Here is a 15,439-nt window from a genome sequence, read left to right as displayed (position 1 = left end):
CTTATGGACTGGAATTCGATTATTGGCCATGAACGGGAAATTGCTGTGCTTAGAAAAGTGTTGCGACAGCAGACTGTGGCTCATGCACTGTTATTTGACGGACCAGTAGGAATCGGCAAAGCTCGGATTGCTGCTGTTTTAGCTAAAACATTGTTGTGTGAGTCTGACCAAGACGAACCGTGCGGACACTGTCTGTCCTGCCGCGCTTTCGCCGCAGAAAACCATCCCGATTTTATCCAAGTAATTCCTGCCGGATCATCTATAAAAATTGATCAGATACGCCAATTACAGCAGGAAGCCGCACTTTCGCCGCGTTTGGGCCAGAGACGGGTTTTTCTGATTGATGAGGCAGAAAAAATGACGCAGCAGGCGCAGAATAGCCTGCTGAAAATATTAGAAGAGCCGCCGGGAAGCATTACGTTTATTCTTGTAGCGCAAGATTTATCGCTACTCTTAGAAACTATTTTTTCCCGGTGTCAACGCTTTCATTTTTCAGTGATTTCGAAGAGTTTACTGGAAGCTGCCCTTTGCCAAGAAGGGTGGTCGCGCTCGGAAGCGCAGTTGGCCGCAAGGCTAAGTCAAGGCAGTGTAAGAAGAGCTCGTGAGCTTTTGTCACAAGACGGACGCGAGCTGCGTCGGGTTGCAGCAGACTGGTTGAAGCAACTCTTTACTTTGCCGCAGAGTAAGCTGCTCGCCCATGGCGAAGCCCTAGCTGAGGCCCTTACACCTTTGACGCGCAGTGACTTTTTTTATTTTTGTAAGCTGTTACTGCGTGATGGCATATTACGCGAGTTATGCGACTCAGGGGCTTATGCAAAACTCGCTGTTAGCACCGAGGACAACGCTTTGCCGCTACTTGACCGCCAGCAGTCTGTTTTCGTTTGGGAGCGAATGGTTTTTTCGTTGCAGGAAGCGGAGATGGCCCTGCAGAAAAATGGAAACCCCCGCATTGTTTTTGAATCTTTAGCGCTTTCGCTTCACCGTCTTTGGCGAAGCGGTAATAGCAGTATTTAGGGAGGAACTTATATGCCCACAGTAGTCGGGATTCGCTTTAAAAAAGCGGGAAAAATATATTATTTTGATCCGGGAGAACTCGCCATTTCGGCGAATGATCACGTAATTGTAGAGACGGCGCGAGGTCTAGAATTTGGCGATGTTGTTATCGCACCGCGCGATGTGGCGGAAAAAGATATTATTCAGCCATTAAAACCTGTTTTGCGCTTGGCCACAGCCGAGGATGAGCAAAAGGTTACGGTAAATCGTCAGAAGGAAAAAAGCGCTTTTACGATTTGCGAGCAGAAAATTGCCGCCCATGAGCTTCCCATGAACTTAGTTGATGTAGAGTATACTTTTGATGTAAATAAAATTATCTTTTATTTTACGGCCGAAGGCCGCATTGATTTTCGTGAACTCGTTAAGGATCTTGCCAGTGTCTTCCGTACTCGGATTGAGCTGCGGCAAATCGGCGTGCGTGATGAAGCAAAAATGATGGGGGGGATTGGTTGCTGCGGGAGACCGTTGTGCTGCTCCACATTTTTAGGCGATTTTGAGCCTGTGTCGATTCGTATGGCCAAAGATCAGAACTTATCGCTCAATCCAACCAAAATTTCGGGAATTTGCGGCCGTCTTATGTGCTGCTTAAAATATGAAAGCCACTGCTATTGCGGCCATGCCAAAAAGGTTATGGCGCCGAAGGTGGGCCTTGAAGTTTTGACACTTCAGGGCGAAGGTAAGGTAGTTTCGCTGAATACAACGAAAAAAACGGCCCATATTCAATTAAATGATGGAAAATCGCTGGATATTCCCTGGGACGAAGTCGTAGAAAAGGGTGACCAGCCAATTATATGAAGCTTTTTCCTGGCGAACGCATTGATGAATTATTTTATGGCGGCTATCGCATTTTGCAGCATGAAGAGGAATTTGCCTTTTCGCTCGATGCTGTTCTTGTGGCTCATTTTGCTTTTTTGCGGCCCCAAGCAAAAGCGCTTGATTTAGGTACGGGAACTGGCGTGATTGCCTTACTTTTGGCTGCTAGAGGCGCTGGCGAAATTACGGGCATTGAATGTAATGAGCGTATGGCTGATTTGGCTCGGCGTAGTGTGGCCTTGAACGATTTAGATGAAACTATTAAGATCCTTTCTGGCGACTATAGCTGTCCGGGCGAGTTTGCCGCCGATCTGCCGCCGGGATCGCTAGACTTAGTCATTGCAAATCCACCTTATCGCTTGTTAGGGACAGGTCAAAAAAATGCTAAGGCTGGCGTGGCGACAGCGCGTCATGAGGTGAACGCTTCTTTGTCTGATGTCCTCAAGGCCGCTGCCTTTTGGACCAAGTTTCGCGGGCGCTTTGTCATGGTCCACTTGCCGGAACGGATGACGGAAATTCTCGTACTGATGCATCAGGCGGGGCTTGAACCAAAACGGTTGCGCCTTGTTCATCCACTTGTTCATAAACCAGCTAATATGATGCTAGTCGAAGGGGTGCGCGGCGGGAAGAGCGGCCTCACGGTTTTGCCGCCGTTGATTGTCCATGAGGCAGACGGTACTTATACTAAGGAAGTGCGGTCTTACTACGCTGCGAAGGAGGACAGACTGTGAGCAATGTACTCTACTTATGCCCAACGCCCATTGGCAATTTGAGCGATATGACTTTTCGGGCGGTGGAATGTTTGAAAGAGGCTGATTTGATTGCTGCTGAAGATACACGCCATACCCGTAAGCTTTTGGCTCATTTTGAGATTCATAAAGAGCTTGTTCGTTATGATGAACATAATAAAGAGACGGCAGGCCCTTGGCTGATTGAAAAGTTGCAACAAGGTCAGTCCATTGCTCTGGTCAGTGATGCGGGTATGCCTGGTATTAGTGATCCTGGCAGTGATCTTGTCCGACTGGCTATCGCTGCTGGTATCGCTGTAGTACCGCTGCCTGGCGCTAATGCTGCATTATGCGCGTTAATTGCCTCAGGTCTGGATACTCGGGCCTTTACCTTTTTAGGTTTTTTGCCGAAAACGAAAAAAAAGCAGATCGAACTTTTGAATTCGCTCCAAGCGCATCCCTATTCGCTGCTTTTCTATGAATCGCCCCATCATTTGCTGACTACTTTGGCTGTGCTGCGCGAGGTTTTGGGTGATAGACCGGCAGTAGCAGGCCGTGAACTTACGAAAAAGTTTGAGGAGTTTGTGCGCGGTACGCTGAGTGAGTTGATTGAGCATTTTACGCAGCAGCCGCCGCGAGGAGAATTTTCGCTGGTGGTGAGCGGCTGTAAACAAGAAATTGTAACAGAGTTAGTTGTGCCGGATGAAGCTGGACTTGCTGCGGCAGTGGCGTCGCTTGCGGCTGAAGGCCTCGCGCCGAAAGAGGCCATGCGTCAAGTTGCGGCTAAGTATGATCTTACGAAACGCGAAGTATATCAGGCTGTACTAGCTTGCAAGGATTAGCGAATCGCAATAAAAAAAGTGAATAAGCAGAACGGACAGAATAAGAGGGAGTCGTAAACCAGGCTATAACAACCTGGTTTACGACTCCCTCTTTTGTAGTTGCTTGCATCGAGCAGTAGCTGTTTTTATTTACGTAGCAGACTGGCTCATGGACTGCAAACAGGTTTTACAGACGTTTTTGCCTTTGAAGTTCGTTACTTCGTCAGCGTTGCCGCAAAATACACAAGCAGGTTCATACTTGCGCAGAATAATGCGATCACTGTCCACATAGATCTCCAAGGCGTCTTTTTCTTCAATATCGAGAGTACGACGTAGTTCGATAGGAATAACGACTCTGCCTAATTCGTCGACTTTACGTACAATACCGGTAGATTTCATTTTTAACTTCCTCCCACACAACATTATTCGACAAAATATGTCTGACTAAATAATACCAAAAATTACAAGGCTTGTCAACCTAAAAAAACAAGGGAAAATTCAGTCTTTTTTTCGACAAAACGAACTTTTTATTAGAGCAAGCAGCTCAGTTTTTATGGGATTTCACCAAAAATCAAGAAGTTGTGAACAAAAATTGCATGGAAGGGCTTGGAAGGCTTATAATAAAAAGCAATAGCGAATTTAGCAAGCTGTTTTTACTAAAGGAGGATACAATGAGCAAGAAACCTTTTTATATCACAACGCCAATTTATTATCCGAGCGATAAATTGCATATCGGCCATGCCTACTGCACCAGCGTGGCTGATGCGATTGCTCGCTATAAGCGCCTAACAGACCACGATGTCTTTTTTTTGACAGGTTCTGATGAGCACGGCCAGAAAATTGAACGGAAAGCTACAGAAAGTAATGTAACGCCCCAAGCGTATGTTGATAAAATTGTAGCAGGTTTTCAGAATCTATGGCAGAAACTGAATATTTCTAACGATGATTTTATCCGCACTACGCAAGAACGCCATCATAAAGTGGTACAGCATATTTTCCAAAAAATTTACGATCAAGGCGATATTTATAAATCAGCTTACGAAGGCTGGTATTGTACACCTTGCGAAACCTTTTGGCTGGAACGGCAGCTTGTCGACGGCAAATGCCCTGATTGTGGTCGTCCAGTAGAAGTAGTAAAGGAAGAAAGTTATTTTTTCCGCATGAGCAAATATCAGGACAGACTGCTTGAATATATTGAAGCAAATCCTGATTTTATTCAACCAGTATCGCGCCGCAATGAAATGATTAATTTCATTAAAGGGGGACTTGAAGATCTCTGCGTAACGCGGACCACCTTTGATTGGGGTATTCCTGTACCTTTTGATTCAAAGCATGTAGTTTATGTTTGGTTTGACGCACTTGTCAATTATATTACGGCAGCAGGCTATCTTGACAACAAAGAAAAATATGAAAAATATTGGCCAGCTGATTTGCATCTTGTCGGTAAAGAAATTGTTCGTTTCCATTCGATCATTTGGCCAATTATTCTTATGGCGCTTGGCGAACCATTGCCAAAACAAGTCTATGGCCATGGCTGGCTCATTGTCGAAGGCGATAAAATGTCAAAATCGAAGGGCAATGTGATTGATCCTCTAGCATTAATTGACGAGTTTGGTCCTGATGCCATTCGTTATTTTCTGTTGCGCGAAATTACGCTCGGTACCGACGGCAATTTTTCACGACAGGCTTTGATCAATCGAATTAACGCCGATCTTGCCAACGATCTTGGCAATCTGCTTCATCGTACTTTAAGCATGATTGGCCGCTTTCAACAAGGCGTCATTGAGCCTGCTGGCGAAAAAGCCGCTATTGATGAGGACTTAGAAGCCTTATGCGCCGCCACCGTAAAAAAATATGAAGCATCTATGGATAAATTTGATATTACGGTCACGCTAAAGGATGTTTGGATGCTCATTAGCCGCACCAATAAATATATTGATGAAACAGCGCCTTGGGCTTTAGCGAAGCAAAGCGAGGCGAAAAGTCGTCTGGCCACAGTGCTGTACAATCTAGCAGAAACGCTACGGATTGTAGCTATTCTTATTTCTCCCTTTATGCCAGTAACGTCAGGGAAAATCTGGTCACAGCTTGGCTTGGGTGATAACTTAGCTGATGTGCGTCTTCGCGATGCTGCTTTTGGCGGTTTAGCCAGTGGTGTAACTGTTTCTAAGCCAGAACCGATTTTCCCGCGTATTGAAGAAAAAGAAGAAGAAGCGCCAGTGGCTCCGGTTGCTTCAGAGGCAGCACCGCAAAAAACGGTGGAATCGTTACCGGAAGTGTCAATCGATGAATTTGCCAAAATGGATTTACGTGTTGTTAAAGTCCTGGCAGCGGAGAAAGTTCAAAAGGCCGATAAATTATTGAAGCTGGAAGTGGATCTTGGCGGCGAAGTGCGTACCATTGTGTCAGGGATTGCAAAACATTATGCGCCAGAGGAACTTATTGGTCAGCATGTCGTCATGATTATTAATCTAAAGCCGGCTAAAATCCGCGGTATCGAATCACGCGGCATGGTGTTAGCTGCTTCCTGCGATGATCAACTTAAAGTTGTATCAGTACCAGGCATGCCTGCTGGCAGCAAGGTGAAATAAAGTGGCGCTCTATGATTCGCACACCCATTTAGATGACGACCGTTTTGCCGAAGATCAGAGCTTAGTGATTGAGCGGGCTCTTGCTGCTGGCATTACTGGCATGATTAATATTGGCGCCGATATGGCGTCATCACAAAAGTCGTTAGAACTTGCTGAAAAGTATCCTATGATTTACGCGGCAATCGGGGTTCATCCCCATGAAGCAAAAAGTGTTATGGAAAGTGATTATGACACTCTTTTGGAGTGGGCAAAACAAGACAAGGTCCTTGCGATTGGCGAAATTGGACTTGACTACTACTACGATAATTCGCCGCGAGAAATTCAGCAGCAGGTTTTTCGGCGCCAACTGCTTTTGGCCAAAGAAGCAAAGCTTCCCATTATCGTTCACACTCGTGACGCCCATGGTGATATGATGGCGGCGTTAAAGGCAGAAGGCCAGGGATTGACTGGGATTATTCACTGTTACAGCGGTAGCCTCGAAATGGCGAAGGAACTGATTAAAAAAGGTTACTACCTAGGCATCGGCGGTGCTCTTACTTTTAAAAACGGTCGTAAGCTGAAAGAGATTGTAGCGGCAGTACCCCTTGAAGCGCTGGTTGTAGAAACTGATTGTCCCTACCTTACGCCACATCCCTATCGCGGGCAACGCAATGAGCCATCTTATGTAAATTACGTTGTTGATGAAATTGCAGCGATACGCGCCATAGATCGGTCAGAAGTGATGGCCGTAACTACGAATAATTTGCAAAATTTATTTGGCATTGCTTAAAAATCAATCGAATGAGTAATCTGTTTAGAGGCGCGTTTTCTTTGCGCCTCTTTTTGTCGTTTTGCTTTTTCACATATTTTCCGTACCTTTAGCATATAGTAAAGTATAGCCAAGCTCTTTACTCGGTCTGTAACAGTTGAAATAAGGACATTTTGTGACAGGCTCCAAAGAACTATGTCTAGAGAAATTAGGACAGGCTAACTTGACAAAGTCCTGATTCCTATGCTAAAATTTGAACTCAAATACGAAAGGGGGTATTAAATGAGTGATGCAAAGCCCATTTTTTCTGCAATGGGGCGGAAAAGATTAGCGGTTTTTCTCATGCTGATCATCACATCACTACTGGCAACTGGGTTTGTATGGTCCTATAAAAATGTAACTATTACAGTCGATAATAAACAACTAGCCGTTACTACTTACCATTCGAATGTACAGGATGTATTGCGCCAAGCCAAGGTAGTGGTCGAACCAAGTGATGAGGTTCGACTGTCTACGGAAAAACTGGTTAGCGGCACAAACATTCATGTATACCGCGCCATACCATTACAAGTAATTTATCGCGGCGAAACCACCCAGGTTGTTTCCGGTAAGCCTACTGTTCGGGAAGTGGTCAGTTCCCTAGGGATTCCCTTGGAACAGGTTCAAATTTCCCCTCAGCCCGATTCTTTGCCAACAGCTGGCATGACGATTACTGTCACGGTGTTGTCAGAGAAAGTGGTTACCGAACAGGTAGCTGCTCCAATTCCTGTCGTGCGTCAAGGCGATGCTACCTTGGAAAAAGGCATCGAGAAAGTTGAAAGTGACGGAAGTCAAGGAATAAAAGAAATGACTGTCAGACAACATTTTACTGATGGTGTTATGACAAAAAGCGAAGTTGTATCAGAGAAAATCCTTGTACCTCCCCAACCTCAGGTAATTCGGGTCGGTATGCGTGATACTGTACCGACTTCGCGCGGCGATTTAAGATTTCGCCGCATCGCTTATATGGAAGCGACAGCCTACACGCCTTATGATGGCGGTGGTTCTGGCATTACAGCCAGTGGCATTGCTGCCAGACGTGGCATCGTAGCTGTCGATCCCTCGGTAATTCCCTTAGGTACTCGACTTTACATACCAGGCTACGGTCTGGCTTTAGCCGCTGATACAGGCGGTGCAATTATGGGCGACCGCATTGATTTATGCATGGAAGATTACGGTAGCGCGGAAGGCTTTGGCCGGCGTACTGTAAAAGTCTATGTATTAGGCGAATAGTCTTGCAGAAAAAGCGGTACGCAGGGGCAACCCTGCGCTTTTTCTGTGAATAAAGGAGAATAAGGCATGCTGAAAGAAGTCATTGTCGTGGAAGGAAAACAAGATATTGTGGCTGTAAAGAAGGCTGTTGATGCTGACTGTATTGCTACAGGCGGCTACTCGCTCTTAAAACATACGATTGAACAAATCAGACAAGCTTATGAGAAACGAGGAATTATTATTTTAACAGACCCTGACAGCCCCGGTGAACGGATTCGCCGTTATCTCATGAAGCGCTTTCCTTTAGCTCAGCATGCTTATATTCCCCGACGAGAAGCAATCGCTCATAATGATATTGGCGTCGAACAGGCTTCTGCTGCGTCCATTCAGGCAGCCTTGCAGAAGGTTCGCTATACTTTGTTTGAGCCGAAAGCGGAGTTTTCTTTAGAAGATTTAAATCGTGATGGTCTGACAGGGTGCGCCGCCGCTTCGGAGCGCCGCCGCCAGTTAGGTGAAATTTTAGGAATTGGCTTTGCCAATGGAAAAACTTTTTTGCAGCGCTTGAATCATTACGGCGTGACTCGCGAGGACTATGAGGCGGCACTGCGACAAATGGAGGATGAACAATGAAATCTCCCTGTATTGCCCAACGCGACGTAACGCTGCATATTTTAAAAACGTTTCATTTGTCTATGAGTAAAAAGCTAGGACAGAATTTCCTAATAGATCCATCTGTTGTTCAGTCGATTGTAGCTGCCGCTGAAATAGAGGCAACCGACCATGTTTTAGAAGTCGGTCCTGGCATTGGAACTTTAACACAAGGCCTTGCCGAAACAGAGGCGCAAGTGGTTGCTGTCGAACTCGACAAAAAACTGTTGCCTGTGTTGGCAAAAACGCTCGATGCCTATGACAATGTAAAAATTGTTCCCGGCGATATTTTAAAAATTGACATTCCCCGGGAAATGGCGACAGCACCTTACAAAGTTGTGGCAAATCTGCCTTACTATATAACGACACCAATTATTATGAAGCTGTTAGAAGAACGACTGCCAATCTCGCTCGTAGTGACGATGATTCAGCGCGAGGTGGCTCTACGGATGGTGGCAAAGCCTGGCGGCAAAGACTATGGCGCTTTGTCTGTGGCCGTTCAGTACTATACAGAGCCAGAGATTGTTTTTGATGTTTCGCCGAAATCCTTTATTCCGGCGCCTGCTGTTACTTCTTCGGTGATTCGCTGTCGCGTTCGAACGGCGCCGCCAGTCGCTGTTGCCGACGAAAAACTGTTCTTCCGTGTTGTAAAGGCCGCTTTTGCTCAGCGCCGGAAAACACTGGGAAATAGTTTAAAGAGTGGCAGTTTTTCTGCTGACGAAGTGAAAGAAATGCTGCATCGCGCTGCTATTGACGGCAGTCGGCGCGGCGAAACTTTATCGCTTCAGGAATTTGGCGATCTCGCGAACGCCTATACGGCTATGCAAAACTTGGGTTAGCCCCGAGGGCCGCTTAGTCTAAAAATTTCTTTAATACATCAAAGCGCCTGCCTGGGTGATAACCCAGGTAGGTTTTATTTTGCCATAAACGGTTTCTTTCTTTGCCGTGGAAGGCGGCAATAGCTTCCAGGCAGTCGCCGACAATGGTGTCAATAATCAACTGACTATGGATGCAATTTTTGACACAAGAGCCAAGGCGATAGTGGGGAATTGTTGCGGCAATATCAATTTTCAGTTTTGCCAGACGTCCTAAGGCCAGACTGACAGGCGGAATAGCCAGTTCCGCCAAGGGGACTGTTTCTAAGAACCGGCGAGATAGAGCATGAGGACCGTGGGCTGGTGTTGCCAGCCCCAGCTTTTTTTCGAAGCCGAGTTCTTTGGCTAAATTATAGCGCCACTGGAAGGTTGGATTGTAGCGTTCAATATGGCGGGGCGGCGACGGATAGCAGTTGGTCAGGGCCATATCTAAGTGTTTTATAGTAATTCCTTCGATAAGTTCTAATAAGTTTTCATTAAAGGTTCCCACCATATCGCCATCGACAAAGAGGACCGTGTCGCTGCCCAGCGAACAGGCCAGCTTGGCGCCGACTGCGCGAGGAACGTCAATGCCCAGTTCTTCATGGAAATAGAGGAGCTGGACTTTTTTTGCCGGGAGTTCCAGTACGTCTCGGAGCGTTTTATCTGTGGCGCCGTTGATGACTACAATAATATGATCGACAGGAAGCAGTGATACATTCTGGATGACCGTAGCAATGCGGCCTGCTTCGTTTTTAGCAGGAATGACAACTGTGATCAAGGACATCACCTCAAAGGCTTTTACCCTGGCAGGATTATTACAGTATATTGAAAGAGCGTACTGTTGGTCACAGTGTCGGCCGGGAGATTTGTAGCTAAGCAAAATTCTGTCGCATACTATAATGCAGGGGAGGAGGATGCCTGTGGCGATTGCAGTGGGCGATTTAGTGATTCGTAAATCCCATGGCGGCGATATTGTATTTAAGGTTATGGATATCTGTGAGCAGGACCAATATGAACCTAGCTGTGTGTTAAAAGGACTTCATATGCGGTTATTAGCCGATGCGCCGCTTGATGATGTAGAGAGAGTCGACGCCGAGCATTTACGGGTGGAAATTAAAAGACTGGAAGAAAAGCGCAGTGATTGTTTAAGTCGCGTCATGGAGCGAAGATCCGCTGATCGGATGCCAAATCTCTGGCGCGGTGATCGGAAAAAATATAGTTATTTTGATATTCCCGGTAGGGTTTTGCATATTGATGGTGACGAGGAATATTTAAAAATGTGCTTGAAAACATATCGTCAATTAAACCTAGAAGCTGATGGCGAATGGATTAGTGAGGCCAATCAACCCGAACAGATTGTCGCTGTAGTGAAGAAATATCGGCCTGATATTTTGGTTATTACAGGTCATGACGCTTTAAGCGGCAATGGGAAAAAGGATTGCCGCAATATAGAGAATTATCGTAACTCCAAGCATTTTGTGCAGTCGGTTCTCAATGTGCGCAGTCTATGTCCGTCTCGTGATGAACTGGTGATATTTGCTGGGGCCTGCCAGTCTTACTTTGAAGCGATTATTGCTGCTGGCGCTAATTTTGCCAGTTCTCCGACGCGCATTTTTATTCACGCCTATGACCCCGTGTTTATTGCTGAAAAAGTCGCTTTTACTTCCATTAATCAGGCCATTAATTTAAGTGATACGATTACTTCCTCTGTGACTGGCGTTGAGGGTGTCGGCGGTATTGAAACAAGGGGGAAATTTCGCTTGGGGCTGCCGAAAACGCCTTACTAATATTACCAACGTTATGTTAACAGGGTTTTTCCCTTCTAGCGCGAATTACTAGCTTTGTGAGATCTTTATCTCGCTAGAAGGGTAGATGATATGAAAAAATTTCTGACAGAATCGGTAACGAAAAAGGCAGGCGCGTTGGTTCTCGCAGTTTCATTGACAGTTACTTCACTGCCGCTCGGCTGGGGCGGTATTGCTTTTGCCGCTGATACAGCAGCGGCAGTCGGCAAAGAAGCGACTGACAAGCCATCAGGCAATAAGTTTGGTGGGGCGGGCGCTCTAGCGCTACTCGGTCTTTTGGCTCTGACTGCCGGGCATAGTGATCATCAGCCAAGCGCTGGCAAAGGTTCCACTCAAGCGACGAGTGCCGCGGAAGATACGGCGGCAACGACAAGTACAACAACAACGACAAAACCAAGCAGCAACACCACGACGAGCACAGCCTCAACGGGTTCGGTACAGGCGGCGGAAGCACAGGCAGTATCACTAATGAACGCTGACCGCAAAGCGAACGGATTGGCGCCGCTAGCTGTTGACTCCCGTTTAACTGTTTTGGGTGAAAATTATGCCAAAGACATGATTGCTAGAAATTTCTTTGCTCACGTGAATCCCGAAGGACAGTCGCCCTTTGACCGAATGAAAGCAGCTGGAATTACCTATAAGGCCGCTGGGGAAAATTTAGCGATCAATCAGACGATTGCTGCAGCAGAAACGGCGTTTATGAACAGTTCCGGCCATCGAGCAAATATTTTAAATCCAAACTATACGAACATTGGTATTGGCGTAGCTTATGATGGTAAAGGTGATGTTTATGTAGTACAGGAATTTATTGGTAAGTAATAATCAAAAAGGCTGTCTCAGCAAAAACGGTTTGTTTTTGCGAGACGGCCTTTTTATTTTACTTAGTCCATATCATATTCGTTATAGGATAGATCCGCTGTGTGCATATGAAAGAATTTTTTCTGGCAGCGCGGACACGTCCCGCGGTGCTGATAAAAATCATATTCATGGCCGCAGGCATGGCAGACTTTATACAGGCGGTAATAGCACATACGGTAGAGTTTAAAGGTACAGTCAAAGGTTTTTACACATTTTTTCTTCGGAGCGCAGGAAATGAATTTAGGCTCCTTTTTCATGTGACAGCAGTCTTTCATGTCGTCCCATTCTTCCATTTTGGACTGGTAATACATTTTTTCCTCATTCATGCAAAGGCCTCCTTGTTACTCAGTGGGGAGTCTTTTACATAATATGAGGCAGGCGTCGCGATGGTGCCGCTTGCTAGTGAGTAAAGCCTTTCCCCGAAACTTCGGCAGCATCTTGGACGATCATAAAGGATGATGGATCAATATCTTCAACGAGTAGCTTAATTTTAGCAATTTGAGTAAAAGATACGACAATATACAGAACCTTTTTTTCTTGGCGCGTAAAAGCGCCTTCCCCTTTTAAGATCGTTACACCGCGGCCAAGCAGGCTTAGGACGGCTGTAGCGATTTCTTCGTGTTTATCAGAGATAATCATAATGGTTTTACGGCGGTTAAAGCCTTCAACAACCTTGTCAGTTAATACCGAGGTTGTATACATCGCAAATAAGGTATACATAGCTGATTTAGGGCCAAAGAGAATCCCCGCAATGACCATGATTACACAGTTAATGGCGAAACTGACGGACCCCATGCTGTAGCCGTAGTAGCGTTTCATGATGGCGGCGATAATATCGAGGCCGCCGCTGCTGCCATTGACGCGAAAGATGAGGCCGGCGCTAATGCCGCTTAAGATGCCGCCGTATACGGAGGCTAATAAAATATCATCAATAAAATTATAATCAGCTAAAAATTTTGTAGTATCAAGTGCTGCGGAAAAAATCAGCAGACCGTAGAGGGCGCCGATGACATACTCTTTGTCGAGCATACGGTAGGCTAAGTAAAAAATTGGTATGTTTAGCAGCGTGGTCATCAGGCCAATCGGTGTTTGCAAGAGAAAATAGATGATCATGGCAATACCGCTGATTCCGCCGCTCAACAGGTGATGAGGTACGAAGAAAGTGTTAATGCTGATACCGCCGATCATGCTGCCGACAGCGACCCAGATATATTGTCTAATCATATGCGGCAGATTGAGAGATATGTATTCATACATAGAGGGGGAAAGTTTTTTGGCCATTTTGCGCAAGAGAATGCGGCCGATACGAAGCAAGAATCCTGTGGAATGGCGTGACATGAATGATCCTCTCCTTAAAAGTAGTATCAAAACGAAAATTTTGGCGGCTATTAGAATTATTAAGGCACCGAGGGCGATTTTCCTGCATATAAATGAACAAAGCCTGAAGAAACTGCCGAAATCCCTGCTAAGCCTTGCGGCAAGGATTCACATCATGAGGCGATTGCTCATATAGGTAAGGTAAGAGTATTCAAAGGAGGGATCTGCGTGGACGAAAAAGACCTTCGTGCTTATGGCGACCCTTGTACACTTGGCGTACAGACCGGTCCGCAAACGATTGTTGTCAGGCAGGTAATTGGGGAAAATGAAAAGCAACTGGTGCTGGATATTCATGTGACCGTTCCGGCGGCAAAACCGGCCATTGAACAGATTATCGATGTTCTGGTGAAAGATGTAGAAATCAATAGTGTTGATGTAATTCATGATAAAGTAATTGTTCGCGGCGAATTTGAAATTAAGACGATTTATGTGGCCGATCTACCGAATCTGCCGGTGCATGCCATTGAAATTAAGCATTATAAATGGACGCGAGATGTTGATTTACCGGGAGCGCGCCGCGGTATGGATGCCGATGCTAGTGTAATCATTGAGTTTGTCGATTATGATGTAGATGATGATGATTATAAGCGAGCTTATAACTTTAAAAAATATGATGACGATTGCGATGATCCTGATGATGACGATACGGACAACTGCGATCATGACTGCGACGATCACCACCACAATCATCATCACCATGACTGCGACGACGATTGTGACGGACACCATCATCACCATCATTGCCATTTGCGCGAATTTGACGTATCGGTTGTACTTAAAATCGTGGCAAAAGTAATGGCCGACAGGGAAGTGCAGCTCAATTATGGCGTTGTTCCGACAAATCCCAAAGGCTGAGCCGGCAAAATGCAGGCAAAGGGGGGAAAGCAATGAAAGAAGAGCTTAGCCGTCAGGCGTCAGGCTCGACGGGCGCAACAACGACAACCGTTACGTCGGTGAGCGGTACGGGAACAGTCAATTCCGCCGATGTTCTTTGCGGCTGCCCGCAGCCAGGACCGGAAACCATTGACGTCGAGCAGGTACTCGGAGTAGGGACGAATCAGCGGGTCGTCGAGTTTGATATTGTGTTACCAAGCGATAAACCAGATATCAAACAAGTCATTGATGTTTACGTGAAAGATATCTGCATTACTGATATCGATGTGATTTTTGATAAGGTCATTATTCGCGGCAATTTAGAAGTCAAGGTCATGTATGTAGCCAACTTACCTGATGAGCCCGTATTTGCTCATGAGAAGAAACACATTCGATTTACGAGAGATATTGATTTGCCAGGCGCAGCGCCAGGGATGAATGCTACAGCCGATGTAGTTATGGAATTTGTCGACTATGATTTTGACTGTTGGTGTGATCCTAGAAAAGTGCATATTACCATTGTACTTAAATTCTGGACTCGAGTTACGACAACAACTTCTCTTGATGTATATGCCCTATCGCCTATCAATGAAATTGGCCCCCTGGAAACGGCTACAGCGTCAGGCGCTGTCAATGATTCAGCTTCCGCATCAGGGCAGTTCGGTAATACTGTGTCTGCCTCGCAGACAGGTGGCTATATACCGGAAAATATGATGATTTCAGGGATGGAGCCTGTGGCTGGTACGACGCAAGGAACTGTGTCAGGTACAGCTACAGTAAAAGGTACGAATGTGAATGTGCGTACAGGACCAGGGACCACTTTCCCTGTTGTTACAAAGGTAAATACTGGCGATGTGGTTACATTAAAAGACAGTGCTTTCGGCTGGAATCGTGTCGTTCTGCCTGATGGCACGACAACAGGCTGGATTGCCAGTTGGCTGCTGAATGCAATGCCCACGGCGCCAAAGGGATAATAAAACAGCACCGGTAGGTGCTGTTTTTACTTATCAATGCAT

General features: G+C 46.0%; 17 protein-coding genes. 13 read left to right on the top strand and 4 right to left on the bottom strand.

Features of this window, described 5'->3' with window-relative positions; translation table 11 throughout:
* The first annotated feature begins 3 nt into the window (after positions 1-3).
* Genes holB through rsmI form a run of 4 tightly spaced genes read left to right on the top strand, consistent with a single transcriptional unit; the run spans position 4 to position 3,436 of the window.
* Positions 4-1,014 carry a DNA polymerase III subunit delta' gene (gene holB, locus AC0MXB_RS08500; RefSeq protein WP_474039226.1) on the top strand — a complete coding sequence of 337 codons (1,011 nt, stop codon included), beginning with the start codon at positions 4-6 and terminating at the stop codon, positions 1,012-1,014.
* A gap of 12 nt (positions 1,015-1,026) precedes the next feature.
* On the top strand, positions 1,027-1,848 hold the full coding sequence (locus tag AC0MXB_RS08495; protein WP_474039225.1) for a PSP1 domain-containing protein: 822 nt from the start codon (positions 1,027-1,029) through the stop codon (positions 1,846-1,848).
* Complete coding sequence (locus tag AC0MXB_RS08490) at positions 1,845-2,597, top strand: tRNA1(Val) (adenine(37)-N6)-methyltransferase (protein ID WP_474039224.1); 753 nt, start codon at positions 1,845-1,847, stop codon at positions 2,595-2,597. The genes AC0MXB_RS08495 and AC0MXB_RS08490 overlap by 4 nt, the downstream gene beginning before the upstream one ends.
* Complete coding sequence (gene rsmI, locus AC0MXB_RS08485; RefSeq protein WP_474039223.1) at positions 2,594-3,436, top strand: 16S rRNA (cytidine(1402)-2'-O)-methyltransferase; 843 nt, start codon at positions 2,594-2,596, stop codon at positions 3,434-3,436. Before AC0MXB_RS08490 ends, rsmI begins: the two co-directional genes overlap by 4 nt.
* 129 nt (positions 3,437-3,565) lie before the next feature.
* On the opposite strand, the gene AC0MXB_RS08480 is transcribed toward rsmI, so the two are convergent.
* Positions 3,566-3,814, bottom strand: a complete 249-nt coding sequence (locus AC0MXB_RS08480; protein WP_474039222.1) for an AbrB/MazE/SpoVT family DNA-binding domain-containing protein — start codon at positions 3,812-3,814, stop codon at positions 3,566-3,568.
* Positions 3,815-4,086: 272 nt separating this feature from the next.
* Here AC0MXB_RS08480 and metG point away from each other — a divergent pair, with 272 nt between their 5' ends.
* The 5 genes from metG (at position 4,087) to rsmA (ending at position 9,492) form a co-directional block, all read left to right on the top strand.
* Positions 4,087-6,006: a methionine--tRNA ligase gene (metG, locus tag AC0MXB_RS08475; RefSeq protein ID WP_474039221.1), complete on the top strand. Its 1,920-nt coding sequence runs from the start codon at positions 4,087-4,089 to the stop codon at positions 6,004-6,006.
* A gap of 1 nt (position 6,007) precedes the next feature.
* Positions 6,008-6,775, top strand: coding sequence for a TatD family hydrolase (locus AC0MXB_RS08470; RefSeq protein WP_474039220.1), 768 nt, complete (start codon positions 6,008-6,010; stop codon positions 6,773-6,775).
* Positions 6,776-7,036: 261 nt separating this feature from the next.
* Positions 7,037-8,026 (top strand): 3D domain-containing protein, encoded by a 990-nt coding sequence (locus tag AC0MXB_RS08465; protein WP_474039219.1) that lies wholly within the window; start codon positions 7,037-7,039, stop codon positions 8,024-8,026.
* A 66-nt stretch (positions 8,027-8,092) separates the two neighbouring features.
* Positions 8,093-8,635, top strand: coding sequence for a ribonuclease M5 (gene rnmV, locus AC0MXB_RS08460; protein ID WP_474039218.1), 543 nt, complete (start codon positions 8,093-8,095; stop codon positions 8,633-8,635).
* Complete coding sequence (rsmA, locus tag AC0MXB_RS08455) at positions 8,632-9,492, top strand: 16S rRNA (adenine(1518)-N(6)/adenine(1519)-N(6))-dimethyltransferase RsmA (protein WP_474039217.1); 861 nt, start codon at positions 8,632-8,634, stop codon at positions 9,490-9,492. Before rnmV ends, rsmA begins: the two co-directional genes overlap by 4 nt.
* Positions 9,493-9,505: 13 nt before the next feature.
* Here the strand turns inward: rsmA and AC0MXB_RS08450 are convergent, their stop codons facing one another.
* A complete protein-coding gene (locus AC0MXB_RS08450; RefSeq protein WP_474039216.1) occupies positions 9,506-10,288 on the bottom strand; it encodes a glycosyltransferase family 2 protein in 783 nt (260 codons plus the stop codon).
* 136 nt (positions 10,289-10,424) lie between these two features.
* Here AC0MXB_RS08450 and yabG point away from each other — a divergent pair, with 136 nt between their 5' ends.
* Together yabG and AC0MXB_RS08440 are read left to right on the top strand one after the other, a co-directional pair.
* Positions 10,425-11,297 carry a sporulation peptidase YabG gene (gene yabG, locus AC0MXB_RS08445; protein WP_474039215.1) on the top strand — a complete coding sequence of 291 codons (873 nt, stop codon included), beginning with the start codon at positions 10,425-10,427 and terminating at the stop codon, positions 11,295-11,297.
* Between the two features lie 90 nt (positions 11,298-11,387).
* Positions 11,388-12,134, top strand: a complete 747-nt coding sequence (locus tag AC0MXB_RS08440; RefSeq protein ID WP_474039214.1) for a CAP domain-containing protein — start codon at positions 11,388-11,390, stop codon at positions 12,132-12,134.
* Between the two features lie 62 nt (positions 12,135-12,196).
* Here AC0MXB_RS08440 and AC0MXB_RS08435 read toward each other — a convergent pair whose 3' ends face one another.
* Together AC0MXB_RS08435 and AC0MXB_RS08430 are read right to left on the bottom strand one after the other, a co-directional pair.
* Positions 12,197-12,499 (bottom strand): hypothetical protein, encoded by a 303-nt coding sequence (locus AC0MXB_RS08435; RefSeq protein ID WP_474039213.1) that lies wholly within the window; start codon positions 12,497-12,499, stop codon positions 12,197-12,199.
* Between the two features lie 73 nt (positions 12,500-12,572).
* Positions 12,573-13,511 (bottom strand): YitT family protein, encoded by a 939-nt coding sequence (locus AC0MXB_RS08430; protein WP_474039212.1) that lies wholly within the window; start codon positions 13,509-13,511, stop codon positions 12,573-12,575.
* A gap of 207 nt (positions 13,512-13,718) precedes the next feature.
* Here AC0MXB_RS08430 and AC0MXB_RS08425 point away from each other — a divergent pair, with 207 nt between their 5' ends.
* Entirely contained in the window at positions 13,719-14,405 is a 687-nt protein-coding gene (locus tag AC0MXB_RS08425; protein ID WP_474039211.1) for a DUF3794 domain-containing protein, read from the top strand.
* Between the two features lie 32 nt (positions 14,406-14,437).
* Positions 14,438-15,397: an SPOCS domain-containing protein gene (locus AC0MXB_RS08420; RefSeq protein ID WP_474039210.1), complete on the top strand. Its 960-nt coding sequence runs from the start codon at positions 14,438-14,440 to the stop codon at positions 15,395-15,397.
* Positions 15,398-15,439 lie beyond the last annotated feature (42 nt).

The organism is Pelorhabdus sp. sgz311001 (genome assembly GCF_055901755.1).
The sequence above is the reverse complement of the archived record's forward strand: the minus strand, read 5'-3'. Positions and strand labels throughout refer to the sequence as shown.

What these genes read in the sequence shown, in the direction of transcription:
- holB (WP_474039226.1), top strand. Translation starts at nt 4, where the DNA reads ATGGACTGGAATTCGATTATTGGCCATGAACGGGAAATTGCTGTGCTT.
- AC0MXB_RS08495 (WP_474039225.1), top strand. Translation starts at nt 1,027, where the DNA reads ATGCCCACAGTAGTCGGGATTCGCTTTAAAAAAGCGGGAAAAATATAT.
- AC0MXB_RS08490 (WP_474039224.1), top strand. Translation starts at nt 1,845, where the DNA reads ATGAAGCTTTTTCCTGGCGAACGCATTGATGAATTATTTTATGGCGGC.
- AC0MXB_RS08480 (WP_474039222.1), bottom strand. Translation starts at nt 3,814, where the DNA reads ATGAAATCTACCGGTATTGTACGTAAAGTCGACGAATTAGGCAGAGTC.
- metG (WP_474039221.1), top strand. Translation starts at nt 4,087, where the DNA reads ATGAGCAAGAAACCTTTTTATATCACAACGCCAATTTATTATCCGAGC.
- AC0MXB_RS08465 (WP_474039219.1), top strand. Translation starts at nt 7,037, where the DNA reads ATGAGTGATGCAAAGCCCATTTTTTCTGCAATGGGGCGGAAAAGATTA.
- rnmV (WP_474039218.1), top strand. Translation starts at nt 8,093, where the DNA reads ATGCTGAAAGAAGTCATTGTCGTGGAAGGAAAACAAGATATTGTGGCT.
- rsmA (WP_474039217.1), top strand. Translation starts at nt 8,632, where the DNA reads ATGAAATCTCCCTGTATTGCCCAACGCGACGTAACGCTGCATATTTTA.
- yabG (WP_474039215.1), top strand. Translation starts at nt 10,425, where the DNA reads ATGCCTGTGGCGATTGCAGTGGGCGATTTAGTGATTCGTAAATCCCAT.
- AC0MXB_RS08440 (WP_474039214.1), top strand. Translation starts at nt 11,388, where the DNA reads ATGAAAAAATTTCTGACAGAATCGGTAACGAAAAAGGCAGGCGCGTTG.
- AC0MXB_RS08435 (WP_474039213.1), bottom strand. Translation starts at nt 12,499, where the DNA reads ATGAATGAGGAAAAAATGTATTACCAGTCCAAAATGGAAGAATGGGAC.
- AC0MXB_RS08430 (WP_474039212.1), bottom strand. Translation starts at nt 13,511, where the DNA reads ATGTCACGCCATTCCACAGGATTCTTGCTTCGTATCGGCCGCATTCTC.
- AC0MXB_RS08420 (WP_474039210.1), top strand. Translation starts at nt 14,438, where the DNA reads ATGAAAGAAGAGCTTAGCCGTCAGGCGTCAGGCTCGACGGGCGCAACA.